We start from the raw sequence: 24,388 nt of genomic DNA on the forward strand, positions 1-24,388 counted from the left end.
CTTATGAATAAAGTGGATATCTATTATTTCTCAAAGGCACTAAAGGATAGCATTAAACCACCACAGGTGTTATTACCATCATCTTCAAAGCCATATTCACCGAATGTAAAGACGCCAAGAAAAGGAACATCACCAGCAGCTTTTTTGAGATTTTCTGCCACTTCATCAATACGGTCGCCTATACCAGCACGGCGGCCACCACAATGTACAATATGATAAGCGCCAATTTCTTTATCAAGTTTTGATTTCAGTTTTTCTAAGGTTGTATAGGGTGAATCAATGAGATCATCTACTGTGGCTTCCATCATGATAACAGCTGTATTTTCAGCTACGTTATTGCCAATGGACATGGAATAATCTGGATTACCACTCATAGGATGTCTAATAGCTACTAAATCACCTAAACGGTCTTTAACACCTAGTGGTGCAGTGATAGTTGCTGCTAGTAAGTTGGCGCCTAATAAACTATCAGCCTCAGTACCTGTCCAATCTGCATAAACTTTGACAGCAGGCTTACCGTCTATTTCAATTAAACCACGTTTGCCATCGACTTTAGTAATAACTCCTACATGATTACTTTCTTTATAAGCACCTGTAAATTCATTGGCGAAAGCTTTATCTGTATAAAAGAAAGCAACTGCCACACCATCAGCAAAAGCACCTTCGTGAGTAAAAAGTGACCACTCTCCAGAAATGCTATTATCAGCGGCACTACCACCAAAGAAAGGTACACGACCAATAATATCTTGGATTCCTTTTAGATAGCTTTCTTCTTCCCCAGGAGAAGCAACCATATAAAAGTATTTAGGGGCATCAGAGCGGTTCGCATGCTTAAGTGCTTTTTTTGCAACTTCACGGCCAATCAGGCGGGCATCACCTGTCTTAGGTAAACCTGCAATACCGACACTGAGAGCATCATCTGCTAAAGCCATCATTCCTATAAAGCCATCATCCCCACTTATGTAGCCGTCTGGTGTAAGGACACCAGTAAAAGAAGTACAGCCAATAATAGGAACATCGGGTAGTAAGTCAGAAGTTGCTTTTAGAAGTTCTTGCTGGTCATAAACAACGCTGCTGTACATAAACACGAGTTTGGGATTAGTGAGTCCTTCGGAAGCCATAAGTAAAGCTTCTTTGCTTGAAGTGTAGGCGTTTGAGTTTGTAGAATAACCGACTTTTGATTTAAGCATAATAAATACCCCCTCTTTTTTACTAACCAATAGCAATTGATAAAACTGACTATTAATTAGTTATTTATATTTATAATTTTATGATAATTGTATAGTGAAAAAATGTAAAGTACGCATTTGATTGTGATATAGTCACATAAATGTGACTAATGGATAAATAGAGTATAAGAAATATAATTTTTTGGTTGAAATAGGGACAATAGCATAGTATAATAAATACAAATAAATAAGGGGAATGAAGTACTCCCTAAGTTTGATACTTAAACCGCTTATAAAGCTGATGACTTCTGTGAAACATATAATCACAGGAGAATCAGCTTTTTTTGCATGTAGAATTGGAGGAGAAGTAAATGCTTACAAGTTTAGCACTTATTTTTTTAATGGGCTTATTACTAGGTTCTATTTTCAACAAGCTAAAATTACCCAATCTATTGGGGATGATTATAACAGGGATGATTTTAGGCCCTTATGCAATAGGTGCATTAGATGCATCTATTTTAAGAATTTCCCCGGATTTAAGACAATTAGCATTGGTTATTATTTTAACAAGGGCAGGACTGTCTTTAGAGCTAGAAGATTTGAAAAAAGTAGGAAGACCTGCTGTTTTAATGTGCTTTATACCGGCTTGTTTTGAAATAATGGGTGTTATTCTTTTGGCACCTCAATTACTGGGAATTAGTATATTAGAAGCAGCTATTATGGGAACTGTTATTGCCGCAGTCTCACCAGCTGTTATTGTACCTCGAATGCTACACTTGATGGAAGAAGGTTATGGCGTAAAAAAGAGTGTACCGCAGCTAATTTTAGCAGGTGCTTCAGTAGATGATGTATTTGTCATTGTGCTATTTACAGCATTTACAGCTCTAGCTTCGGGAGGAGAAGTTTCAATAGGAAGCTTTGTGCAGATACCTATTGCTATTGTTGTAGGAATAGCAATAGGTATAGGTGTGGGTATCCTTTTAGTAATTTTTTTCAAAAAGTGGCATTTGAGAGATTCAATGAAAATACTGATTATCTTGAGTATTTCATTTTTGCTAATAGAGATGGAACATCGTTTAGTAGATATTGTGCCGATGTCAGGCTTATTAGCAATTATGACTTTAGGTATTATATTGAATCGGCAATATGGTGCTTTAGCCAAACGTTTAGCTATCAAATATAATAAACTCTGGGTAGCAGCAGAGGTCATTTTATTTGTACTAGTAGGTGCTACAGTAGACTTAAACTACGCTATAAAGGCAGGAATTGTAGCCGTTATGGTGGTACTCGGGGCTTTAATTATTCGTATGTTGGGTGTTTTTATAAGTTTATTAGGAACAACGCTTACGGCAAATGAAAAGTTATTTTGCATGTTAGCTTATACCCCAAAAGCAACTGTACAAGCTGCTATAGGAGGGATTCCTTTAACAATGGGGCTACCATGTGGAGAGTTGGTTTTAACAGTAGCCGTGTTAGCTATACTTATAACAGCACCTTTTGGTGCTATAGGAGTAGATAATACTTATAGAAAACTACTGGAGAAATTGTAAAACATGAAGAAAATAGAGGGCTATATTATGGTCCTAATTGTTCTCTAACCATTTCCATCAGTTTTAGAGTTGCAGGGGAAATAAATTTACTTTTATTATAAATTAAATTATAAGGATAAACCCATTGCATATCTTTAACTTTTAATTGCGTGAGTAGCCCACGTTCAAGTTCTATGGCAACAGCTGAATAAGGAATAAAAGCAAGGCCTAAATCAGCAGCAACCGCTTGTTTAATGGCATCAATACTACCTAGAGTCATAGCAATATTTTCCTCTAATTGAAGCTGGTTAATTGCTTTTTTATAAGCAAGATAAAGTTGGGAGTTATTATGATGCACAATAAAAGTGATAGCCTCTAAATCCTCTGGCAATAATTCGTGAGGGCGAACATAAGCGCTATTAGGAGATGCTACAAGGACTAAAGGGTCTTCTTTTAAAGGAATAACTTGTGTTTGGGTGGTATAAGCAACATCACCACCATTAATAGCAAAGTCTAAAACATCATTGTAAATAAGATTGGCGATTTCATAAGTATTACCAATGTGAAGTTCAATATTGACTTGAGGATAAAGCTGCTTAAAAGAGCCGATAATGCGAGGGAGAAGATAGCTACCTGCAGTATTACTTCCCCCAATAGTGATTTGACCACTAATTGTGAGTTTACGATCAGTAAGTTGATTAGAGGCTTCTTGAACAAGCTGAAAGATTTGTTTTGTATAATTAAAAAGAATTTCTCCATTTTCATTTAAAATAAGACGAGTCCCTATTTTGTTAAATAGCTTAAGTCCTAAGCCATCCTCTAATTTTTTTATTTGAATGGATAAAGCGGGTTGGCTAATATGCATTTGTTCACTTGCTTTAGTCATGCTTCCTAAAGAAGCTACTGTATTAAAGAGTTTAAGGTAGTGTAAGTCCATAGCTAATCCTTTCTTTAAAGACTTTAACAGATTGTTAATATATAAATTATTTATATTTAAGTTAAATTATATATATTAGAAAAATAAATTAAAGGTAATATAATAAATCTATACGAAATATATACACAGTAATAAGTAGAGGAGTGAGAGAAATGAATCTATCATTAGTGCAAATTGCGAGTGGTGTTGTGGTAGGGATTATCGTACTAGCTATTTATACGATGAACATTAAGAAAGAACTCAGTGAATAATGAAAGCGGTAATTCTTAAAGGAGGATGTTGTATATGTTTGAAAGTGTTGTTGTGCCTATGGGGATTTATGCATTAGGATTTGTTATTTCATTAGGTATTGCCATTTTGATCAATGGATTGTTAAAAATTACACAATTGGTAAGCGTAGAAGAGGAGAAACACTAAACAAACTAAAGAAAGGTTGACAAAATATGAATATTTTAGATTTGTTTCAGGGGATTGCTACCTTATTGGAACAAGACCCTGCAGTGGCAATCATGAGGATAGTGCTTATTGGTGTGGGATTGCTTATTTTTTATTTAGGCGCCAAAGGAACATTAGAGCCACTGGTTATGGTACCAATGGGATTGGGCATGTCTGCAGTAAATGCAGGAGTTCTTTTTTTATCACCAGGGCAAACAGGAACTATTTTTATGGATCCGATTATGTCAGATACAGATGGTTTGATGCAAATCTTGCAAATTGATTTCTTACAACCTATTTATACTTTTATGTTTAGTAATGGGCTAATTGCATGTTTAGTTTTTATGGGAATAGGCGTTATCACAGATGTAGGCTTCTTACTTGCTAATCCTTTTACAAGCATGTTTATTGCCATGTGTGCAGAGTTAGGTACAGTAGCTACTTTTCCTATTGCTAAATGTTTTGGGCTTACCAATGGAGAAGCAGCTGCTATTGCTATGGTAGGTGGAGCAGATGGTCCCATGGTCTTATATACTTCCCTAACTTTGGCTAAAGATTTATTTGTACCCATTACTATAGTGGCTTATCTTTACTTAAGCCTTACATATGGAGGTTATCCGTACTTAGTACGACTACTTATTCCTAAAGAATTAAGGGGAATTGCTATTCAGCCACCTAAGGTGCCGAAGAAAACCATTACCAAGAAGCAAAAACTTACATTTGCTATTGTAACAAATACTGTTTTATGTTTACTCTTTCCAGTAGCAGCACCTTTATTTTTAAGCTTTTTCTTAGGAGTTGTTATTAGAGAAGTAGGGCTCGATAAATATGTGAAATTAATTGAAAATGGCTTTTTATATGGCGGAACATTTTTCCTAGGTTTACTTCTAGGCGTATTGTGTGAAGCAAGTACACTTCTTAATCCTAAAGTACTTATTTTACTTGTTTTGGGAATGGTTGCCTTATTACTTTCTGCTATTGGAGGAATTATTGGAGGCTATATTGTGTATTGGATCAGTAAGAAGAACTTTAACCCTACTATAGGAATAGCGGGTGTTTCATGTGTACCTTCAACCGCCAAAATAGCTCAGAAAGAAGTAAGTAAAGTAAATAAGTATAGTTTCATTATCCAGTATGCTATGGGTGCTAATATTTGTGGTGTTATTACAACTGCTATTTTAACAGGTATATATGTTACTATTATTCCTTTGTTAAAATAAGAAAAAATATTTTGCTATTCTTAACAGTTTCTTTATGATGTTTAGAGGTATGATTTAGGTAGAAGATGTATTCATTTGAGATCATAAAGGGAATTGAGGGGGATAAAATGTTAGGTATTATGGCTTTTATAGGATTTTCAGTTGCATTTACGTTGCTATTATGGTTTTCGAGTGCTTTAATAGATTGGATTGGAGAAGGCTTATCTAAAAGTAAAGAGTAGAAATGAAAGAGAGCTTACATTATTTTAAGTAAAAATAGACAGTCAAATGAGCTATTGCAAATACTTTGTTTTGCAATAGCTCATTTTTGCTTTTTCTTAGTGAATTTTAATTTTATTATAATCTTGTACTTATCATATCTAAAAATAAACTATGCTATGATGAATTTATCTAGATAAAAAAGAAGGGTGAAGATGATGGGCATTTTATTTTGGTTGATAGCACTACCATTTATTTTGATTGGGGGAATATTAGGATTCGTATTTAAATTAACAGGAAAACTTCTCACTATTAGTTTAGGGAGTATCATTCTTATATTAGGTATTATTTTATGTTTAACGTTGATAGCATTACCAATAGGTATAGTGTTTTGTTTATTAGGAGCAGGTATGGTTTTTAAGGGTATATTTTAACTACTACTTGTCAAGCATATCAATTTATATTACTCTTAGGAAGTAAATGATGCATCAAGTAGAAGGAGAATGAAGATGAAAGCATTATACAATCACATTGAATCGTGTATTAAAGCGTCTGGTTACATGGGACCAATAAGTGGAGAAGAAGTCTATGAAGATATTTGTGAAGAAATAGAAGATAAAGAAGATGGAAGTTATATTTTTATGTGTAAAAAAGAAGACCAAATTTTCTTTGAATATAAGATTGATGTGATGGAGGATGAGTTTAATCTAGGTTACCTGATTATTCATACACCTAAACAAAAATATGAAATTCAATTTGATTAATCAAGAGAGCATAGTGTATTAATGAAGAAAGAAAATCAACAAATAAGCTATGTGATTGATAAAGCATGTATAGCTTGTGGTGCATGTAAGGTGGTTTGTCCAAAACACTGTATTAGTAAAGGATTGCCTCATGTTATTAATCAGGAGCAATGTATACGATGTGGCAAATGTGTAACAAGGTGTTGGAGAAATCTTATTAAACGACAATCGCTAAAGTAAAAGCAGATGATTAATAGAACAACAAAAAAGCTGATTCTACAGAGAAATTAAGGATGTAGAATCAGCTTTTTATAGTGGATTGTATTTTTAATGAATAGGTTCTAGTATGGCTACCTTTTCTAATTGGTTAAGTAAAGCAGTAACGCCTTTATACCAATTTGGGTCTTCAGCATAATTTTGATTAAGCCACATAATCGGATCAGCATCCTCAGGACAGCCCTTACTTAAATTAATGATGGTGCGAGCTGCGATACGGGAAGAGTCTTCGATAGAGGTATTGTAAGTTTTCCAACTCCCATAGACATTAAAAGGATTACTAGCTATTTCTAAAGCATTAGTATGATGCTTAGGAACGAAGCCTTGTTCTTGACCTGTAATAGCAAAGAGTAAAAGTGGATTAATATTAAAGTCCTTAGCAGTAGCAATAATCTGGTTGAAATAAGGTTCTTCAGATAATAGGGAATTACGTTCTTTTAACCAATCTTGCAGCGCACTTTTATTTACCTCTTTATACTGAAGGTGTTTTTGTAAATGATTAGATTTTTCGATTAAGGTAATGGAAATAGGTAACTCGGTTGTTTCTAGAGAAAATGCTTCAAGAGTAGCCAGTGGTAAAGAAACAGTTTTGCTTTTGGTATGAGTATAACTCGTAATGCTTATAAGGCTTATAATGCCTATAAAAAGCCCTAGTAGGATATAATAAAGCCACTCATTAGTTATAAAGTTAAGTTTAGTAGACATGGGGAAATCAGGTATGAGTGGTAAAGCAGCTTGTTCTAAGGCTAGAGGTATAGCAGCTGAAGGATTGATAAGATGGCTTAAGGAAGACACATCCTTAGGTGTAAGCTGTTTAGGTTGATGTGTATTAAGCCAATTCGTAAAAGCAGTTAGTGTTTCTCCTTCAGTAAGTTTTAAGTCAATGCAAGTTTTGCAGACATCATACGCATTAATAGCAAACTCTTCTTTTTGTACAGCTTCATTAAGTAAAGACATTTTAATATTCTTTTGCTGTTCTACGCTAAAAGGAAAAAGAATATGGTCAATGACTTGATGCACATTTTTAGCAAAAATAATAGCACGTTCCTCAGTCGAGTACATAGGATATTTCGCTTTAATTGTTGATTGAAGTTGATGGATTTGATAAGAGGATAAAATTTGATTCTTTTTCAAATCATCTAAAATAGCTTGCATATATTCACCTTTATCTTTTGAAATAATAAATAACTAAATAGATTACATTCAAACACGATGTTAATATAGCTCAGATACTTAAATAATATTCTAGCATAAATTAGTAAAAAATTAAACTTCTTAAAAAAAGATAGATAAAGACCTTGAAAATCCTAAATGTCTTAAAAATATTGATAACTACCAAAAAATAAATTATAATAATAAATAAGAAGTGATTATATAGAAAAAGAGGTAGCGTTATGAAAATTGCATTAATTAATGAAAATAGTCAAGCCACGAAAAATAGTTTAATCTGTGAGACACTTAGAAAAGTAGTGGAACCAATGGGACATAAAGTATTTAACTATGGTATGTATTCAGCAGAGGATGTACACCAACTTACATATGTACAAGCTGGTCTATTAACAGCTATTTTAATTAACTCAAAAGCAGCAGACTTTGTTGTAACAGGTTGTGGAACAGGTTCAGGTGCAATGCTTGCTGCTAACTCTTTCCCAAATGTTTTATGTGGCCTTATCGTAGATCCATCAGATGCCTATATGTTTGGGCAAATCAATGATGGTAATGCCATTGCCATGCCTTATGCAAAAGGATTTGGTTGGGGAGCAGAACTTAATCTTCAATACATATTTGAAAAATTATTTGAAGGAGAGCGTGGACTTGGTTATCCAAGAGAGCGTGCTGTACCAGAACAACGTAATAAAAGAATTTTAGATGATGTAAAAAAAGTAACTCATGTAGATATGCTAACTATTCTTCATAATATTGATCAAGAGTTCTTAAAACAAACAATAAGCGGAGAAAGATTCCAAGAATATTTCTTTGCAAATTGTCAAGATGAAGCTATTGCAACTTATTTAAAAGCGATTTTAGCTTAATAGTTAAAAAGCCATTTGGTAAGTATAAAAACCTATCAAATGGCTTTTTGTTATAGGTCTATTTTGTGAGGGTTTTCACAAGGTGGCATAAATGAACATCCACTAGAATATGTATAAAAGTGTGCCAGTAGAAAAACTGGTTAGATAGTATACATAAGGTGGGAACAATATGGGGATTTGGTATAAAGGAAATTTGAATCAAGCTGTTAATAGACGCGAATTAGAAGGTCATATTTACTATATTAGAGGAACTATTAAAGTGGAAGAGCAGTGCTATGAGCGTTATGGTATTCAAACACATTTTATTGAAGAAGGTGAAGACTATCTGACGTTAATTGAAAAATATGTATTACCTCTTTATCAGATAGGTGATATTTTATCAATTAGCGAGAAAGTAATTGCAATGTGCCAAAAAAGAACTGCTAGAAAGGAAAATGTGAAATTAAGTTTTTGGGCTAAATTTTTATCACGTTTTGCTGCAAAAAGTAAGAATGGCGTAGGGATGAGCGAACCTTATAAATTGCAACTTGCTATACAATTAAAGGGGCTACCTTTGGTTTTATGGGCAAGTATTTGTAGTGCTATTGGCAAGATTTTTAAAAGACGAGGCATATTCTATCAAATCCTAGGAAAAGAAGTAGCGGGAATCGATGGTTTTTATGAGCATTCTACCTTTGAAAGGTATCACCATTTAGCAGTACTTAGCCCTAAAAATCCTAATGGTGTATGTGAAATGATTTACGAACGCTTTAGCTTAAGTACATTAATAGCTGATGCTAACGATATAGCCATTGAGATATTGGGTGTTTCTCCTGATTTAAAGGGAAAAGAAGAGTGGATAAAAGGTCTACTACAAGATAATCCGGCTGGTCAGGATGATGAGTGTACACCTTTTGTATTAATTAGGCTGATCAAAGAAACAGAAGCAGAGCCCTATATACCTATAACACCCATTGCTTGTCCCCATTAATGACTTTTAAAAAACAATACCATTGGAAGTTAAATGAAAAAATGCTAGGAGCTAAAATAAAGTTAGCACCTAGCATTTTTTGCTTATTCCACAGGTTTTAAATGTGTTTCTCTTAAAATAACTTGAGGATTACGTTCTTGAATTTGGCGAATAGACCATTCGAATTCACAAAGTAAAACTGGTTCCCCTTCAGGTGTTTCTACTAGAGTAGAGTCCATAGAGCCCTTAAAGGTATCATAATTAAAGTCATTTGCTTCAATCCAACGGATAAAGCGATAAGGTAAACGTGTCATACGAATCTCTACACCATATTCATTTTTAAGACGATATTCTAATACTTCAAATTGAAGAACCCCTACAACTCCTACAATAACTTCTTCTGTTCCAGTTAAGTGAGGTCTAAAGACCTGAATAGAACCTTCTTCAGCTAGTTGTAGTATTCCTTTTAAGAATTGCTTTCTCTTAAGGGCATTCACAGTAGAAATGCGCATAAAGTGTTCTGGAGCAAATTGAGGAATGCCTTCAAAGTAAAGTTTAATATTATCACTGCATAAGGTATCTCCAATATTAAAGATACCAGGATCATGAATACCAATAATATCGCCTGGATAAGCCACATCAACTGTAGCACGGTCTTGAGCTAAAAATTGCTGTGGTTGTGCTAATTTCACTTTTTTACCCTTTTGTACATGATTGACCATCATTCCTTTTTCGAATACACCGGAACAAATACGAAGAAAAGCAATACGGTCACGGTGAGCAGGATTCATATTAGCTTGAATTTTAAAGATAAATCCTGAAAAATAAGGTGCTGTTGTAGCAATAGGGCCTAAATTACTTTGGCGAGGTTGAGGTGGTGTCGTAATGTCTAGGAAAGCCTCAAGGAAAGGTTCTACACCAAAGTTTGTTAACGCACTACCAAAGAATACAGGGGTTAATTCACCATTTAAGATTTTTTCTAGATCATAATCATCTCCGGCCATATCTAAAAGCTCAATATCTTCAAGTAGTTTATCATGAAGGTATTCACCTAGTAATTCCCTAAACTTTGGATCAGCTACATCACCTGTAACGGAGTCAACAATAGCTTCACCGTGCTTGCCTTCATCAAAAAGTTCAATCTGACTTTTACGGCGGTTGTAAACACCTTTAAATTCTTTACCACTACCAATAGGCCAATCCATTGGATAAGAACGAATACCAAGGACATTTTCAAGTTCCTCCATGAGCTCAAAAGGATCTTTACCATGTGCATCCATTTTATTAATAAAAGTAAAAATAGGAATACCACGCATTTTACAAACTTTAAAAAGTTTTTTGGTTTGTTCTTCAACACCTTTTGCCGCATCAATAACCATGACAGCGCTATCTGCTGCTACTAAAGTACGATAAGTATCTTCACTAAAGTCTTGATGCCCAGGGGTATCAAGAATATTAATACAGAAATTATTATAATTAAATTGAAGGACGCTGGAGGTAACAGAGATTCCTCTTTGTTTTTCAATTTCCATCCAGTCAGATACCGCATGTTTTTGAGAACGTCTAGATTTAACAGAACCAGCTTCACGTATAGCCCCTCCATAAAGAAGGAACTTTTCTGTTAGAGTGGTTTTACCAGCATCTGGGTGAGAGATGATAGCAAAGGTTCGACGTCTTTGTATTTCAGGGGTCGTATTGACGTTTTCTAATGACATATAAAACCATCCTTATTTCTCATTTTTTTAATCATAAGTACAACATATAATTATCATGCCCAACAACTATAAAAGTCAAGTATAAATTATGCTATTTCCTTTGAAATAGACATTTTGTATAAATGCTTTTAAATGAGAAATAATAAAACCATTAATGAAAAAGGGAAAAAGAGGGATGCATATGATTTTAATTATTAATGGTAAGATTTTAACCATGACAGGTAAGATTTATGAAAAGGGTAGTATTCTTATAAAGGGCAGAAAGATTGCCCAGGTGGCGGAATATATTAAGCCAACAGAAGACATGCAGATTATAGATGTACAAGGTGCATGGGTGATGCCTGGTATTATAGAGGCACACTGCCACCTAGGGATTACAGAAGAAAAAAAGGGTGTCGAAGGAGATGATTGTAACGAAACAACGGATCCTGTTACCCCTTATTTAAGAGCTATAGATGGGATTAATACTTTAGATGCAGCTTTTGATGAAGCAGTACGTGCTGGCATTACTTCTGCTATGATTGGGCCTGGAAGTGCTAATGTAGTAGGTGGACAATTTGTTTTTATGAAAACAAAAGGAAGAGTTATTGATGAAATGACTTTATTAGAACCAGCAGCTATGAAAGTAGCTTTTGGAGAAAACACAAAACGTGTTTATAGTGGGCAAAAAAAGATGCCAGCTACCCGTATGGCTATAGCAAGCCTTTTAAGAGAAGCCTTGTTTAAAGCAGTTCAGTATAAAGAAAAGAAAGAAAAGGCCTTACAAAAAGGAGAGGCCTTTGAAGAAGATTTTAAGCTGGAGTCTTGGCTTCCAGTGCTAGACAAGAAAATACCGTTAAAAGCTCATGTACATCGTACAGATGATATTTTAACGGCAGTACGTATTGCAAAGGAATATGGTTTGAGAATGACCTTAGACCATTGTAGTGAGGGATACCTGATACCAGAAGAACTCAAACGTTTTGGTTTTCCAGCCATTGTAGGGCCGGCATTAGCTTCACGAAATAAAATTGAAGTCCAAAATGTAAGTTTTAAAACTCCAGGTATTTTATACAAAGCCGGCATTAAAATAGCCATTACTACAGACCATCCAGTTACACCTATTCAGTATTTAGCTAAATGTGCTGGTTTCGCAGCTAGAGATGGTTTAGGGGTGGAAGCTGGTCTGAAAGCCATTACGATTAGCGCAGCAGAAATTTGTGGTGTTGCAGATCGGGTAGGAAGTTTAGAACCTGGTAAAGATGCAGATATTGCTATTTTTAACGATAACCCAATGCAGACCCTAACCCATACTCTATATACGTTTATTAATGGAGAAATAGCATATAGTCATGAGCATGTGCATACTGAGAAAGAAGTATATTAAGTATGTTTACGAAAGTCTGTATGACATTTAGGGCAAGTAATACAGATATTCCCCTTACCTTTAGGAACTCTTAAAGTCTGTTTACACTTAGGACATTTAAAAAAGCGATGAGTTTTACGTTCTTTTAGGTGTTTAAGGCTTAAGTTTATACGTTTTTGAATAGGTGTATAGAAACGTATAAATTTAAAGAGTTCTTGTTGACGTTTATATTTGTTTTTAGAAAAAATTCTAAAATAACATAGAACTAAAGGAATAAGAGGTAAAAGTCTTAAAAGTGGTGAGTGAAAAGGCAGTGTAAACACCATTAATATGAGGCAAAGTATGAGTAAAGCTAAAGAAAGCTGATCACCACCATATCTACCCTGCATCCATTTAGTAAAGCGTTCCTTAAAATGTTCCATGAATAAGGCCTCCTTCAAAATCATTTTTATAAACTGATTATAAGAAAGAGGCATAAAGAAATGATATAGAAATTCAATCAAAGACTGCACCTATTATTTGTTTAACAGAGACTTCTGATGTCTCAGTGGAATGCCCAAAAACTTCTATTTGTTCATGATCTAAGTGGGTCATATTTAAAAGTTCTATTTTATCCCATTATAGAATTAGTTATAATGAAGGTAAATAATAGGACTAAGGCTTTAAATAAGGCCATTAGAATAGGAAAAGTAGCTATGAGATTTTAAAATAGGATATACTAATAAATAACGAGATGAAATTTAAAGGTAGGAGAGGAAAGTATAGATGAAACTTAATACAATTAATATTGCTCATGGTTGGATGTGCCAATATCTTAAAGCAGGAGATTTATGTATAGATGCAACAGCAGGGAGAGGGCATGATACAGTTTTTTTATGTGAGTTAGTAGGTGATACAGGTAGAGTACTAGCTTTTGATATTCAAGAAGAAGCCGTGAATAGTACAAAGTTTCTTTTAAAAGAAAAAGGATTAAAAGCAGAAGTATACCTTGAAAGTCATACTCATATGGATCACTATGTGAAACCAGAGACTGTAGATGGCATTGTATTTAATTTTGGTTATTTGCCAGGAGGAGATCATAGTATGAGTACGAAAGCTGATACGAGTAAGCTAGCTATTGAGAAGGGACTTGTATTACTCAAACGCCATGGTGTAATGAGTTTATGTATTTATCATGGTGGAGATACAGGGTTTGAGGAAAAAGAAGTTTTAATGACCTATTTAAAGAGTTTGGATGCAAAAGCTTATACAGTAGCTGTATGTGAACTGTATAACAAACCTAATCATCCACCATTAGCCGTACTTATTCAGAAACATTAAAAGTAAAACTTGATTTATATTCAGTTAATTTATAAAATAATTAAAAATAATGACAAGTTTTACATAGAGGAGAAGCAAATGAAACTTTTAACTTTTAAATATGAGGGAAAAGAACAAATAGGTGTTTTGGCATACGATGGTATGAGTATTCATGCTTTAAGTGATTTAGGATTAAACTATGAAACGATGAATGATTTCATTACCCATGCTACAGAGACAGAGTGGGTGTTACTAAAAGAAAAGACAAATCAAAAAATAGGAAAAATCCGTTTAAGTGAAATTGAAAAAAGACCTCCTATTCCGCAGCCTAAACAAGATTTGATTTGTTTAGGGATTAACTATATGGCACATGCAGAAGAGTCAGCACGCTATAAGAAGGAGGCCTTTGGAGGAGAAAGAAATCATGCCGTTTATTTCTCTAAGAGAGTAAATGAAGCAGTAGCAGATGGCAATGATATTTTAAGTCATAGTGACATCGTAGACAGCTTAGATTATGAAGTGGAATTAGCAGTCATTATTAAAAAGGATGCTAAGAATGTGCAAAAAGAACAGGCCTATGACTATGTTTTAGGTTATACTATCATTAATGATGTAAGTGCTAGAAGCCTGCAAACAAGACATAAGCAGTGGTATTTTGGAAAAAGTTTAGATGGCTTTTTACCCATGGGACCTTGGATTGTGACAGCAGATGAAATACCTATGCCACCTAAACTTAAGATTTGTTCTAAAGTTAATGGAGAGTTAAGACAAGATGCTAACACAGAATTACTTATTTTTGATATTGCACATGTTATTGCAGAGTTATCTCAAGGAATGACTTTAAAAGCAGGAACCATCATTGCCATGGGAACTCCAGCGGGTGTGGGTATGGGATTTGAACCGCCACGTTTTTTAAAACCAGGAGATATCGTAAGCTGTGAAATTGAAAAAATAGGGGTACTTACTAATACTATCAAATAAACTGAGATATATGGTGAGAAAGGTATGACAGATGAGAGACATAACAAATCAAAAAGGAAAAATCTTCAGACATTTTAAAGGTGACTTATATTTATTTGTAGATTTAGTTAAGCACTCAGAAACAGGAGAAATACTAGTGCTTTATAAGGCGTTATATGGTGAGTGTGGTTTATTTGTAAGACCTTATTGTATGTTTTGTGAAGAAGTTCCTAAAGACCGCATTAATCCTACAGGACAAACTTATCGTTTTGAATGCTATGAAGTATCTAGTGTAAAAGTTGAAAGTAAATTATAAACAAGGAGTAGCTACAATAGTCAGAGATGACTATGATAGCTACTCCTTGTTTGTTAGTTAACTTTTAGAGGCATTTGGTATAAGAGTTTGTTTAATAGAAGTTCTCCTAAAGTTGACTATATTTTTGTAAAAGCTAGAAGTTTTAACACAAGTCAAAAAGTTAGAAGTGTCAAGAGAAAAATGAGAAATAAATAATAAAAAATTTCTCAGCTTTATTTTGAAAAAAGAAATCGAATCAAGGCTCATAAACTCGGCATTAATCTTGTCAATACCCAAAATTTGTACACGATTTTAGGACAGGGTATACAATAGACAAAGACTATTAAAGATGATATATTTTTTAAAGTTAGATAGACTTATGCGATAGGTCGTAACAAGCTTTTACTAGAAAATTACAGCATAAGGTAGGGTTAGAAAATGAAAGTAATAAAAAGAGATGGGGAAGCGGTAGCTTTTGATGAAGGTAAAATTTATAGTGCTATTATAAAGGCCATGACTTATGGAAGTGGTATTGTAGATCAAGACATAGCAAGGAAAATCTCAATGGAAATAAAGAGCCTTGTTTCGAAATTGCCAGCGTCTCCTACTATATTTCAAATAGAAACATATGTTTACTTAAAGCTTATAGAGAATGGTCACGAGCTTACTGCAAAAGCCTATGAGGGCTATCGTGCGATTCAAGCTTTTAAACGAGAAACTAATACAACTGATCAAAGTATATTAGGTCTCATTGAAATGACAAATGAAGAGGTTATGAATGAGAACTCTAATAAAAATGCGATGATGGCAGCTACACAAAGAGATCTGATTGCAGGGGAAGTATCAAAAGATATTGCTAGGCGTAAAAAACTTCCTGCACGTATTGTACAAGCTCATGATGAAGGGGTACTCCACTTTCATGATATGGATTATTTTATGCAATCCATCTTTAACTGTTGTTTGATTAATATAAAAGATATGTTAGATCATGGGACAGTTATTAATGGGCGTATGATTGAATCGCCTAAAAGTTTTCAAGTGGCTTGTACAGTAATGACTCAAATTATTGCTCAAGTGGCAAGTAGCCAATATGGTGGACAGTCTGTAGATATTAGGCACTTAGGACGCTATTTAAGAAGAAGCTATGAAAAATATGAGAGCATGTTGCAAGAGGTTGTGTCAGATAATCATGAGCGTCAGATAGCAGTTAATAAACTTTTACGTAAGGAATTAGAATCAGGTGTGCAAACGATTCAATACCAAATTAATACGTTAATGACTACTAATGGACAAAGCCCATTTGTAACCTTGTTTTTAAATATAGAAGAAGATGATGAGTATGCCAAAGAGGTGGCAATGATTGTAGAAGAAATCCTCAAGCAGCGTTTAGAAGGCATTAAAAATGAAAAAGGTATTTATACAACGCCCACTTTCCCTAAACTGATTTATGTGCTTCATGAACATAATTGTCTAGAAGGTGGCAAATATGATTATGTGACAAATTTAGCAGCAGCATGTAGTGCTAAACGTTTATATCCCGACTATATTTCGGCCAAAGAAATGAAGAAGATTTATGAGGGCAATGTATTCTCATGTATGGGTTGTCGATCCTTCTTATCACCTTGGAAAGATGAAGAGGGGCACTATCAATTTGAAGGACGTTTCAATCAGGGAGTTGTCAGTTTGAATTTACCTCAAATAGGGATTGTTGCAGCTGGCGATGAAAATATTTTTTGGAAGCTCCTTGATAATCGCTTAAATCTTTGTTTTGAAGCGTTAATGTGCCGTCACGAAGCTTTGAAAGGTACTTTATCGGATGAATCACCTATTCACTGGCAACATGGCGCTATTGCAAGACTACAAAAAGGCCAAGTCATTGACCCACTCTTAATGGATGGCTATTCCACTATTTCATTAGGCTACATTGGGCTTTATGAAGCAACGCTATTAATGACAGGCGTTTCACATACACAGTCAGAGGGCGAAGCTTTTGCTTTAAAAGTGATGCACAAGCTAAGAGAAGCTACAGACAGATGGAAAGCAGAAACAGGACTTGGCTTTGGCTTATATGGTAGTCCGGCAGAATCTTTATGTTATCGTTTTGCAAAAATAGATTATCAAAAATTTGGTGCTATTAAGGATGTCACAGATAAAGGTTATTACACCAATAGTTATCATGTAGATGTCAGAGAAGAAATAGATGCATTCAGCAAGCTTAAATTTGAAAGTCAATTTCAGCCGATATCTACTGGAGGATGTATTTCTTATATTGAAATGCCACCGATGGGGCATAATTTGGAAGCTATTAAACAAATTATTCATTATATTTACCATAACATTCAATATGCAGAGTTTAATACCAAGTCAGATTGCTGTCACGAATGCCTGTATGAAGGGGAAATGATTGTGACCGATGCATTAGAATGGGAGTGTCCACAATGTCATAATAAAGACCAGAGTAAGATGAATGTTATAAGGCGTACTTGTGGTTACTTAGGAGGGAATTATTGGAATAAAGGAAAGACACAAGAAATTAAAAATCGTGTCTTACATTTATAGATTAAGAAAGAAGGCGTAATAAAAATGTACTATGCACAAATGAGAAAATTTGATGTAGCCAACGGCGTTGGTATCAGGTCGACACTTTTTGTATCTGGATGTCGTCATCAGTGTAAAGGATGTTTTAATGAGGCCTATCAAGATTTTCATTATGGACATGCATGGGATGAAAAAGCAGAAGCTACTTTTATGAACTATTTAAACGATCCTAATGTACATGGTGTTACTTTTCTTGGAGGAGAACCCATGGAACAAATAGAGGATGAGGACTTCTTAAACCTACTTAAACGTATTAAGCGAGAAACGAATCATTCGATTTGGATTTATTCTGGTTATACTTATGAGGCAATTATAACGCATTCTAAGCGCTTAGCGCTTTTGAAATGGTGCGATGTACTTGTAGATGGCCCTTATATAGAGTCTCTTAAAGATTTAACACTTAGATTTAGAGGAAGTAGCAATCAACGTATTATAGATGTAAAAGCCTCGCTTGCCTCAGAAAAAGTAGTATTATATGAACTATCCTACAAGTAGTCATAAAAATCTAAAAGCCTTGCATAAAAAATAAATAAAAATGAAAATAAGATGAAGTTAAAGGAGCAGAAAAATGAATGAACAACAAATTTATTTTGCAAAAGTGAAAGAAAATGCTATTATTCCTTCAAAAAGAGTAGAAGATGGGGCATTTGATATTTATGCATGTTTTGAAGAAGACTATAAAGTGATTGAGCCTCATGAAACATTGCTTGTTCCTACAGGGCTTGCATCTGCTTTTTCCACTGATTACGTAGCTATTTTAAAAGAACGAGGTTCAACAGGAACAAAAGGGATGGGGCAAAGAGCAGGTGTAGTTGATTCAGGATATCGTGGTGAATGGTTTATTCCTATTACGAATCATAATAGTAAGCCACTTGTTATTATGAAAGAAGATTATAAAGATCAAGCAGCTTTTAAAGATGCTATTATTTATCCTTATGAGAAAGCGCTTAGTCAATGTATTATGGTACGTGTACCTCAGCTTTCTATTACAGAAATTAGCTATGAAGAATTATTAAAATTTGAATCTGAAAGAGGCACAGGTCGCTTGGGTTCTTCTGGAAAATAAAGCTTAAGTATAAAGTAAAATGAATATATATAGAGAAGATGGGGAGGCATAGGCATGGAAGTAGTAAAGAGAGATGGGATGAGTGTTGCATTTAACGAAAGAAAGATCTACGAAGCCATTATCAAAGCTATGAAATATGGTAGTGGGATTGTAGATGAAGGTATTGCGGAGAAGATTGCCAACGAAATTAAAGGGATTTTTGAAAAGTCTAATAGTAAACCTACCATTTTTCAAATAGAAACTTATGTTTATTTAAAGCTAATTGAAAATGGACACGAGTTAACAGCGAAAGCGTATGAAGGATACCGAGCTATACAAGCCTTTAAACGAGAAACTAATACGACAGACCACAGTATTTTAAGTCTTATAGAGTTAAGTAACGAAGAGGTTATGAGAGAAAATTCTAATAAAAATGCCATGATGGCTTCAACGCAAAGAGACTTAATTGCAGGAGAAGTATCTAAGGATATTTCAAGAAGAAAGAAACTTCCAGCACGTATTGTGCAAGCTCATGACGAAGGAATTCTGCATTTTCATGATATGGATTATTTTATGCAATCTATTTTTAACTGTTGTTTAATTAATATAGGGGATATGTTAGATTATGGAACAGTCATAAATAAGCGTATGATTGAGTCGCCAAAAAGTTTTCAAGTAGCTTGTACGGTTATGACTCAAATTATTGCACAAGTAGCTAGTAATCAGTATGGCGGACAATCTGTAGATATTAGGCATTTAGGTAAGTATTTAAGAAAAAGTAAAGAGAAGTACATCAAGTTAGTGGCTAATAGTGTAGAGGATGAAAAAACACGAGAGGAGCTTGCAAAGGTTCTTCTTCAAAAAGAATTAGAAGCAGGGGTGCAAACCATTCAATATCAAATTAATACGTTAATGACAACAAATGGTCAAAGCCCATTTGTAACCTTGTTTTTAAATATAGAAGAAGATGATGAGTATGTAGAAGAAGTAGCTGAGATTGTCAAAGAAATTCTTAAACAACGTTTACAAGGTATTAAAAATGAAAAAGGAGTCTTTACGACACCTGCTTTTCCAAAGCTTATTTATGTTCTTCATGAGCATAACCACTTAGCCGGAGGAACATACGATGAAGTAACTGAATTAGCCGTTAAATGTAGTGCTAAGCGTCTTTATCCAGATTACATATCTGCTAAAGAAATGAAAAAGATTTATGAAGGTAATGTATTTTCATGTATGGGCTGTCGTTCATTTTTATCACCTTGGAAAGATGAAAATGGAGAATATAAGTTTGAAGGACGTTTTAATCAAGGGGTTGTCAGTCTAAATCTTCCTCAAATTGGAATAGTAGCAGAAAAAGATAAAGAACGTTTTTGGGAGTTATTAGATAATCGTTTAAACTTATGCTTTGAGGCATTAATGTGCCGTCATGAAGCTTTAAAAGGAACATTGTCAGATGAATCTCCTGTGCACTGGCAACATGGCGCTATTGCAAGATTAGGGCAAGGTGAGGTAATCGATCCACTACTTATGAATGGCTATTCAACCATATCTTTGGGCTATATAGGACTTTATGAAGTAACCAAATTAATGACAGGTGTTTCGCATACACAGCCAGAAGGTGAAGCTTTTGCTCTAGAGGTCATGCATAAGTTAAGATCAGCTACAGATAGATGGAAAGCTGAAACAGGGCTTGGTTTTGGTTTGTATGGTAGTCCTGCTGAATCCTTATGTTATCGTTTTGCTAAAATAGACCGAGCTAAATTTGGTGAAATAGAAGATATAACAGATAAAGGCTATTATACTAATAGCTATCATGTAGATGTGCGAGAAGAGATAGATGCTTTTAGTAAGCTTAAATTTGAAAGCAAGTTCCAACCTATTTCTAGTGGAGGATGTATTTCTTATATTGAAATTCCCAATATGAGTCATAATTTAGAAGCTTTAAGACAGATGATTCCTTTTATTTATGACAATATTCAATATGCAGAGTTTAATACGAAATCCGATTACTGTCATATATGTGGCTATGAAGGTGAAATTACCATTAATGATGATTTAGAATGGGAATGTCCTAACTGCCATAATAAGGATCAAAATCGTATGAATGTCATTAGACGTACCTGTGGTTATCTAGGAGATAATTTCTGGAATAAGGGAAAAACACAAGAAATTAAAAGTCGTGTGTTGCATTTATAAATCTATTGAAGAAAAGAAGACCTGAAAAAGGTCTTCTTTTCTTTGTTATTATTAAGGAGCTTGTCTGACAAATGGATAACTTGTTCTATAAAGTCTAGAAAGTGAATATAAACATATTAAGCGTAAGTTTTTAGAGGAGGCTTAATATGAGTGATAGTATTGATGTATGTGTAAGCTTTGATACAACAGGTTCTATGTATCCTTGCTTAACGCAGGTAAGACGTTACATAGGAGAGATAGTGCGGAAACTTTTTAAAGATATTCCAGACCTAAGAATAGCTATCATTGCCCATGGGGATTATTGTGACGAAGGTAATCCTTATACGGTTCAAATGCTAGATTTTTCTAAGGATGAAGAGAAGATAAAAAACTTTGTAACTCAAGTAGCACCTACTTACGGAGGAGATGCACCAGAATGCTATGAGCTTGTACTACGTGAGGCACGTACATCATTAAGTTGGGAGTCCGGCCGCGGGAAAGCACTTATTATTATTGGCGATGATGTACCACATGGTCCAAATGAAAAACAAAATAAGCAAAAGATTAATTGGAGAAATGAATTGGGACTTCTTCTAGAAGCAGGTATTCATGTTTATGGTGTGCATGCAATGCCAGGAATTCGTAAGCATTCAAGAGCCTTTTATGAGGAAATAGCATATCAAACAGGGGGCTTTTATTTGACTTTAGATCAGTTTGCTAATGTGACATCACTTCTTATGGCGATTTGTTATCAGCAAGAAGGAGAAGCGCAGTTGAAGCTTTTTGAAGAACAACTTAAAGAAAAAGGTAAGCTGAACTATAATCTGAAAAATTGTATTGCTAAACTGCAAAACGAAACATTAACTGAATATCAAAGCAATGATGCTCTTATTCCTGTTCCAGAAGGGCGTTTTCAAGAGCTTTTTGTAGAGAAAGAAATGAGTATTAAAGCGTTTATTTTAGAACAAGGTGCTAGTTTTAGAGTAGGAAGAGGATTTTATGAATTAACAAAAAGTGAAAAAGTAGGCAGGCAAAAAGAAATCCTATTAGTAGAAAGAGAAACAGGAAAAATTTTTAATGGCTCACAAGTGAGAGATATTTTAGGATTAAGTAGTCAGATTAAAGAAAAGGGACATAATGAAACTTTAAAAGCTGTACATTTAGACAAATATAAAGTGTTTATTCAATCAACATCATATAATAGAAAATTAATGGCTAACACCTCTTTACTCTATGAAGTAGAAGACTGGGATAAAGGAGGGGAGGTAAGGCTATGAAATCATTTCCATTTCAAATAACCTACAAAGGAAAAGCAGTACTTCCTTTTACTAATAAAACCCAGAAAGAGTGCTATTTTTATGAAGTTGCCAGTAAAAAGCCATTGTCAGCAGCTATTCATCATCATATTCTTATAATAGATTTTCAAGGCAATCAAGAAGAGGAGAAAGAGCAACTAAAAAAATGTTTAATAAAGACTTTAGATGTGTTATGCAAAAAAGGAAAGCATTATGTTTCACTACTGGCTTATAAAAAACATGAAGGACTAGTACGTGTTTTAAGTAGTATAAGATGTGATCGTGCATCTTATAAAATGGCAGAAATAGATCGACTAATCGAAGAAGCAATTCAGTTGGCTTGTCAAGGGCCACTTTCTCAATCATTAGAAGTAGCCCTAGAATTGACTAAGAGGTTAAAAGAGCATTGTGATGCACAGCATATCACTTTATTTACTGATGGTTTTTCTTCTTCACCTATAGGGAAAGCAGGAGAAGTAGAGACCTGCATGCAATTATGTAGGCGTTGTTACGAAGATGAGATTTCTTTAAATCTAATTGCATTAGGTACGTATTATGATAGCCAGTTCTTAAAATCACTGATTCAAGATAGTAGTAGCGAATTGTTGCATGTGGAGCAAATAGCAGATTATGAAGGCGCCATGGCCTTATTAATTTCAAGAGTAGAGGCTATTTCTAAAGACAAAATCAATGTTCAAAATAAAACTTCATTTTTGTGTGAGACACGTCATTACTATACAAATGCAGGAAGTATTCAAGGCTTAAGTGAAAAGGGAATCAATCTTTTAGTTACCTACGATGAACCTTTGCAGTTACTTGATACAAAAGTGAAAATTAAAAAGCAAGAAACTTTGAGCCAAGTTATACCGTATTACCTGTATCAATTTGGGGCATATCTAGTAAAAGAAGGCGATATTGAAACAGCAGAGGAAGTTATTGCTGAAACAGGAGATATAGCTACTTATAAAAAAGTATGTAGTATATATAGCACTAGAGAAAAAGGGAACTTCTTCAAAGAATTGATTCAGCTAGCAGAGAAACCACAAAAGCGTTATAAAGAAGGTAAACAAATCATAGATAGGCAAACTTTAAAGAGAGAAGAACCATTATGTTTACTAGAGATACTTTCTATCATTTTAAATGATGCAGAATCTAAGCTGTTTTGGGATTATAGTTATCCTTACGAAAGGATTGGGCCGGCTTATAGGAAGGAAGAACTAGGATATGCTTTTATAAAGCCTACTTTGGGGTATGGAGAAATAGAAAAAGTCTGTATTGGAAGCAAAAAACTTAACATAGGGGTACAAGTGAAGGTAAATGGGCAAGTAGAGGAACTTAAAACCCACTTAAAGTTAGATGCTGCTGTTTACAGGGAATATAATATTATAGTGAATGGTAATCTGAATACTAAGTATCTCATCACTGAGTTATCTAGAAAAGTGAGAGCTCAGTTAAGAAAACAAGGTGTTATTAAGGTGGCATTTAAGCAAGATAAGAAAGTATTCCATAAACTTCAATTAGAGAAGCTGAAAGTAGTAAATGCTAGGATCATAGAGCAAATAATAGCAGAACAAGTAGCCGGGTATCTTTATGAATTAGAGATATTAAAGCTTAGGGAGAGTTGCATCAGAAAATATTTAAAAAATATTTTTCAACCTATGCAGCCACTTACCAAAAAGCAACTTAAGCTTTACGAGCGTTTTCATATTAATGAAAAAGGCTTATTCGAAACAAAGCAACAAGGACTAGATTACAGCTTACCAGTTTCTTATTATAAAGCCGAAGTAGTGGAGTGGAAAATTGAAAAGTTTCCCAAAAAAAAATTAGAAGATGAAATTATAGAGGATTATCACTTAGATCATTTAAAGTCCACAGCTAAACAAATCAAACAACTTCAAGAATCACTAAGTGAGTTGAAACAAAAGAAGCAGTTACTAAATAATGCTGTGCAAATGATAAGAATAGGTAGTACTTTAATGAATAAACCTATTTTTAACTGGGAACATACAGTTATAAAACCTAAAAGGCAAGCTATTCCATTATCTGAAGGCAATGCTGTAGTAGGAGAGTGCATGCATGTTTCTACAGTACAAATACAAGACTTATTTATTAAACAAGAAAGGTATAGTTTGATGGTAACTCATCATTAAAACTAAATTCAATGAACTAGTT

General features: G+C 34.3%; 23 protein-coding genes and 1 riboswitch. Of the genes, 18 read left to right on the forward strand and 5 right to left on the reverse strand.

Features of this window, described 5'->3' with window-relative positions; all coding sequences use genetic code 11:
* Positions 1 to 23: 23 nt before the first annotated feature.
* Positions 24 to 1,190: an FIST signal transduction protein gene (locus tag CLOLE_RS10105; RefSeq protein WP_013657007.1), complete on the reverse strand. Its 1,167-nt coding sequence runs from the start codon at positions 1,188 to 1,190 to the stop codon at positions 24 to 26.
* Positions 1,191 to 1,412: 222 nt separating this feature from the next.
* A riboswitch (Fluoride riboswitch) is annotated at positions 1,413 to 1,487 on the forward strand.
* A 53-nt stretch (positions 1,488 to 1,540) separates the two neighbouring features.
* Between CLOLE_RS10105 and CLOLE_RS10110 the strand changes: the two genes are divergently transcribed.
* The gene (locus CLOLE_RS10110) at positions 1,541 to 2,719 is read left to right on the forward strand and encodes a cation:proton antiporter (RefSeq protein ID WP_013657008.1); all 1,179 of its coding nucleotides are present in this window, start codon (positions 1,541 to 1,543) and stop codon (positions 2,717 to 2,719) included.
* 25 nt (positions 2,720 to 2,744) lie between these two features.
* Here the strand turns inward: CLOLE_RS10110 and CLOLE_RS10115 are convergent, their stop codons facing one another.
* The gene (locus CLOLE_RS10115) at positions 2,745 to 3,635 is read right to left on the reverse strand and encodes a LysR family transcriptional regulator (protein ID WP_013657009.1); all 891 of its coding nucleotides are present in this window, start codon (positions 3,633 to 3,635) and stop codon (positions 2,745 to 2,747) included.
* Between the two features lie 285 nt (positions 3,636 to 3,920).
* Between CLOLE_RS10115 and CLOLE_RS23805 the strand changes: the two genes are divergently transcribed.
* The 5 genes from CLOLE_RS23805 (at position 3,921) to CLOLE_RS22995 (ending at position 6,471) form a co-directional block, all read left to right on the forward strand.
* Entirely contained in the window at positions 3,921 to 4,052 is a 132-nt protein-coding gene (locus CLOLE_RS23805; protein ID WP_013657011.1) for a hypothetical protein, read from the forward strand.
* Between the two features lie 26 nt (positions 4,053 to 4,078).
* Complete coding sequence (locus CLOLE_RS10120) at positions 4,079 to 5,290, forward strand: sodium ion-translocating decarboxylase subunit beta (protein WP_013657012.1); 1,212 nt, start codon at positions 4,079 to 4,081, stop codon at positions 5,288 to 5,290.
* Between the two features lie 413 nt (positions 5,291 to 5,703).
* On the forward strand, positions 5,704 to 5,922 hold the full coding sequence (locus tag CLOLE_RS10125; protein WP_013657014.1) for a hypothetical protein: 219 nt from the start codon (positions 5,704 to 5,706) through the stop codon (positions 5,920 to 5,922).
* A 75-nt stretch (positions 5,923 to 5,997) separates the two neighbouring features.
* Entirely contained in the window at positions 5,998 to 6,252 is a 255-nt protein-coding gene (locus CLOLE_RS10130; RefSeq protein ID WP_013657015.1) for a hypothetical protein, read from the forward strand.
* 21 nt (positions 6,253 to 6,273) lie between these two features.
* Positions 6,274 to 6,471, forward strand: coding sequence for a DUF362 domain-containing protein (locus tag CLOLE_RS22995; RefSeq protein WP_157864128.1), 198 nt, complete (start codon positions 6,274 to 6,276; stop codon positions 6,469 to 6,471).
* Between the two features lie 87 nt (positions 6,472 to 6,558).
* Here CLOLE_RS22995 and CLOLE_RS21840 read toward each other — a convergent pair whose 3' ends face one another.
* Positions 6,559 to 7,662, reverse strand: a complete 1,104-nt coding sequence (locus CLOLE_RS21840) for a glucosaminidase domain-containing protein (protein WP_013657016.1) — start codon at positions 7,660 to 7,662, stop codon at positions 6,559 to 6,561.
* A 239-nt stretch (positions 7,663 to 7,901) separates the two neighbouring features.
* Between CLOLE_RS21840 and CLOLE_RS10140 the strand changes: the two genes are divergently transcribed.
* Together CLOLE_RS10140 and CLOLE_RS10145 are read left to right on the forward strand one after the other, a co-directional pair.
* On the forward strand, positions 7,902 to 8,540 hold the full coding sequence (locus tag CLOLE_RS10140) for an RpiB/LacA/LacB family sugar-phosphate isomerase (protein ID WP_013657017.1): 639 nt from the start codon (positions 7,902 to 7,904) through the stop codon (positions 8,538 to 8,540).
* Between the two features lie 169 nt (positions 8,541 to 8,709).
* Positions 8,710 to 9,510 (forward strand): hypothetical protein, encoded by an 801-nt coding sequence (locus CLOLE_RS10145; RefSeq protein ID WP_013657018.1) that lies wholly within the window; start codon positions 8,710 to 8,712, stop codon positions 9,508 to 9,510.
* Positions 9,511 to 9,593: 83 nt separating this feature from the next.
* Here CLOLE_RS10145 and CLOLE_RS10150 read toward each other — a convergent pair whose 3' ends face one another.
* Complete coding sequence (locus CLOLE_RS10150) at positions 9,594 to 11,204, reverse strand: peptide chain release factor 3 (RefSeq protein ID WP_013657019.1); 1,611 nt, start codon at positions 11,202 to 11,204, stop codon at positions 9,594 to 9,596.
* A 181-nt stretch (positions 11,205 to 11,385) separates the two neighbouring features.
* On the opposite strand from CLOLE_RS10150, the gene CLOLE_RS10155 reads away from it, so the two are divergent.
* Complete coding sequence (locus tag CLOLE_RS10155) at positions 11,386 to 12,570, forward strand: amidohydrolase (protein WP_013657020.1); 1,185 nt, start codon at positions 11,386 to 11,388, stop codon at positions 12,568 to 12,570.
* Here CLOLE_RS10155 and CLOLE_RS10160 read toward each other — a convergent pair.
* The gene (locus CLOLE_RS10160; RefSeq protein WP_013657021.1) at positions 12,567 to 12,971 is read right to left on the reverse strand and encodes a hypothetical protein; all 405 of its coding nucleotides are present in this window, start codon (positions 12,969 to 12,971) and stop codon (positions 12,567 to 12,569) included. The genes CLOLE_RS10155 and CLOLE_RS10160 overlap by 4 nt on opposite strands.
* A gap of 343 nt (positions 12,972 to 13,314) precedes the next feature.
* On the opposite strand from CLOLE_RS10160, the gene CLOLE_RS10165 reads away from it, so the two are divergent.
* The 9 genes from CLOLE_RS10165 to CLOLE_RS10205 all read left to right on the forward strand — a co-directional run bounded on the left by CLOLE_RS10165 (position 13,315) and on the right by CLOLE_RS10205 (position 24,366).
* On the forward strand, positions 13,315 to 13,869 hold the full coding sequence (locus CLOLE_RS10165; protein ID WP_013657022.1) for a class I SAM-dependent methyltransferase: 555 nt from the start codon (positions 13,315 to 13,317) through the stop codon (positions 13,867 to 13,869).
* A 78-nt stretch (positions 13,870 to 13,947) separates the two neighbouring features.
* On the forward strand, positions 13,948 to 14,829 hold the full coding sequence (locus CLOLE_RS10170) for a fumarylacetoacetate hydrolase family protein (RefSeq protein ID WP_013657023.1): 882 nt from the start codon (positions 13,948 to 13,950) through the stop codon (positions 14,827 to 14,829).
* Positions 14,830 to 14,860: 31 nt separating this feature from the next.
* Entirely contained in the window at positions 14,861 to 15,124 is a 264-nt protein-coding gene (locus tag CLOLE_RS10175) for a DUF1653 domain-containing protein (protein ID WP_013657024.1), read from the forward strand.
* 417 nt (positions 15,125 to 15,541) lie between these two features.
* Positions 15,542 to 17,662, forward strand: coding sequence for an anaerobic ribonucleoside-triphosphate reductase (gene nrdD, locus CLOLE_RS10180; protein WP_013657025.1), 2,121 nt, complete (start codon positions 15,542 to 15,544; stop codon positions 17,660 to 17,662).
* A 39-nt stretch (positions 17,663 to 17,701) separates the two neighbouring features.
* The gene (gene nrdG / locus CLOLE_RS10185) at positions 17,702 to 18,196 is read left to right on the forward strand and encodes an anaerobic ribonucleoside-triphosphate reductase activating protein (RefSeq protein WP_242825784.1); all 495 of its coding nucleotides are present in this window, start codon (positions 17,702 to 17,704) and stop codon (positions 18,194 to 18,196) included.
* Positions 18,197 to 18,269: 73 nt separating this feature from the next.
* Complete coding sequence (locus tag CLOLE_RS10190; RefSeq protein ID WP_013657027.1) at positions 18,270 to 18,767, forward strand: dCTP deaminase domain-containing protein; 498 nt, start codon at positions 18,270 to 18,272, stop codon at positions 18,765 to 18,767.
* Positions 18,768 to 18,821: 54 nt separating this feature from the next.
* Positions 18,822 to 20,942 (forward strand): anaerobic ribonucleoside-triphosphate reductase, encoded by a 2,121-nt coding sequence (nrdD, locus tag CLOLE_RS10195; RefSeq protein WP_013657028.1) that lies wholly within the window; start codon positions 18,822 to 18,824, stop codon positions 20,940 to 20,942.
* 146 nt (positions 20,943 to 21,088) lie between these two features.
* Entirely contained in the window at positions 21,089 to 22,198 is a 1,110-nt protein-coding gene (locus tag CLOLE_RS10200; RefSeq protein WP_013657029.1) for a vWA domain-containing protein, read from the forward strand.
* Positions 22,195 to 24,366, forward strand: a complete 2,172-nt coding sequence (locus tag CLOLE_RS10205; protein WP_013657030.1) for a hypothetical protein — start codon at positions 22,195 to 22,197, stop codon at positions 24,364 to 24,366. The genes CLOLE_RS10200 and CLOLE_RS10205 overlap by 4 nt, the downstream gene beginning before the upstream one ends.
* The last annotated feature ends 22 nt before the right edge of the window (positions 24,367 to 24,388 follow it).

It is taken from the genome of Cellulosilyticum lentocellum DSM 5427 (genome assembly GCF_000178835.2).
GTDB classification, from domain to species: domain Bacteria; phylum Bacillota; class Clostridia; order Lachnospirales; family Cellulosilyticaceae; genus Cellulosilyticum; species Cellulosilyticum lentocellum.

Coding starts and splice junctions, on each gene's coding strand:
- CLOLE_RS10110 (WP_013657008.1), top strand. CDS start 1,541: ATGCTTACAAGTTTAGCACTTATTTTTTTAATGGGCTTATTACTAGGT.
- CLOLE_RS21840 (WP_013657016.1), bottom strand. CDS start 7,662: ATGCAAGCTATTTTAGATGATTTGAAAAAGAATCAAATTTTATCCTCT.
- nrdG (WP_242825784.1), top strand. CDS start 17,702: ATGAGAAAATTTGATGTAGCCAACGGCGTTGGTATCAGGTCGACACTT.
- CLOLE_RS10155 (WP_013657020.1), top strand. CDS start 11,386: ATGATTTTAATTATTAATGGTAAGATTTTAACCATGACAGGTAAGATT.
- CLOLE_RS10175 (WP_013657024.1), top strand. CDS start 14,861: ATGAGAGACATAACAAATCAAAAAGGAAAAATCTTCAGACATTTTAAA.
- CLOLE_RS10145 (WP_013657018.1), top strand. CDS start 8,710: ATGGGGATTTGGTATAAAGGAAATTTGAATCAAGCTGTTAATAGACGC.
- CLOLE_RS10165 (WP_013657022.1), top strand. CDS start 13,315: ATGAAACTTAATACAATTAATATTGCTCATGGTTGGATGTGCCAATAT.
- CLOLE_RS10205 (WP_013657030.1), top strand. CDS start 22,195: ATGAAATCATTTCCATTTCAAATAACCTACAAAGGAAAAGCAGTACTT.
- nrdD (WP_013657025.1), top strand. CDS start 15,542: ATGAAAGTAATAAAAAGAGATGGGGAAGCGGTAGCTTTTGATGAAGGT.
- CLOLE_RS10160 (WP_013657021.1), bottom strand. CDS start 12,971: ATGGAACATTTTAAGGAACGCTTTACTAAATGGATGCAGGGTAGATAT.
- CLOLE_RS10150 (WP_013657019.1), bottom strand. CDS start 11,204: ATGTCATTAGAAAACGTCAATACGACCCCTGAAATACAAAGACGTCGA.
- CLOLE_RS10140 (WP_013657017.1), top strand. CDS start 7,902: ATGAAAATTGCATTAATTAATGAAAATAGTCAAGCCACGAAAAATAGT.
- CLOLE_RS22995 (WP_157864128.1), top strand. CDS start 6,274: ATGAAGAAAGAAAATCAACAAATAAGCTATGTGATTGATAAAGCATGT.
- nrdD (WP_013657028.1), top strand. CDS start 18,822: ATGGAAGTAGTAAAGAGAGATGGGATGAGTGTTGCATTTAACGAAAGA.
- CLOLE_RS10190 (WP_013657027.1), top strand. CDS start 18,270: ATGAATGAACAACAAATTTATTTTGCAAAAGTGAAAGAAAATGCTATT.
- CLOLE_RS10115 (WP_013657009.1), bottom strand. CDS start 3,635: ATGGACTTACACTACCTTAAACTCTTTAATACAGTAGCTTCTTTAGGA.
- CLOLE_RS23805 (WP_013657011.1), top strand. CDS start 3,921: ATGTTTGAAAGTGTTGTTGTGCCTATGGGGATTTATGCATTAGGATTT.
- CLOLE_RS10130 (WP_013657015.1), top strand. CDS start 5,998: ATGAAAGCATTATACAATCACATTGAATCGTGTATTAAAGCGTCTGGT.
- CLOLE_RS10200 (WP_013657029.1), top strand. CDS start 21,089: ATGAGTGATAGTATTGATGTATGTGTAAGCTTTGATACAACAGGTTCT.
- CLOLE_RS10125 (WP_013657014.1), top strand. CDS start 5,704: ATGATGGGCATTTTATTTTGGTTGATAGCACTACCATTTATTTTGATT.
- CLOLE_RS10120 (WP_013657012.1), top strand. CDS start 4,079: ATGAATATTTTAGATTTGTTTCAGGGGATTGCTACCTTATTGGAACAA.
- CLOLE_RS10105 (WP_013657007.1), bottom strand. CDS start 1,190: ATGCTTAAATCAAAAGTCGGTTATTCTACAAACTCAAACGCCTACACT.
- CLOLE_RS10170 (WP_013657023.1), top strand. CDS start 13,948: ATGAAACTTTTAACTTTTAAATATGAGGGAAAAGAACAAATAGGTGTT.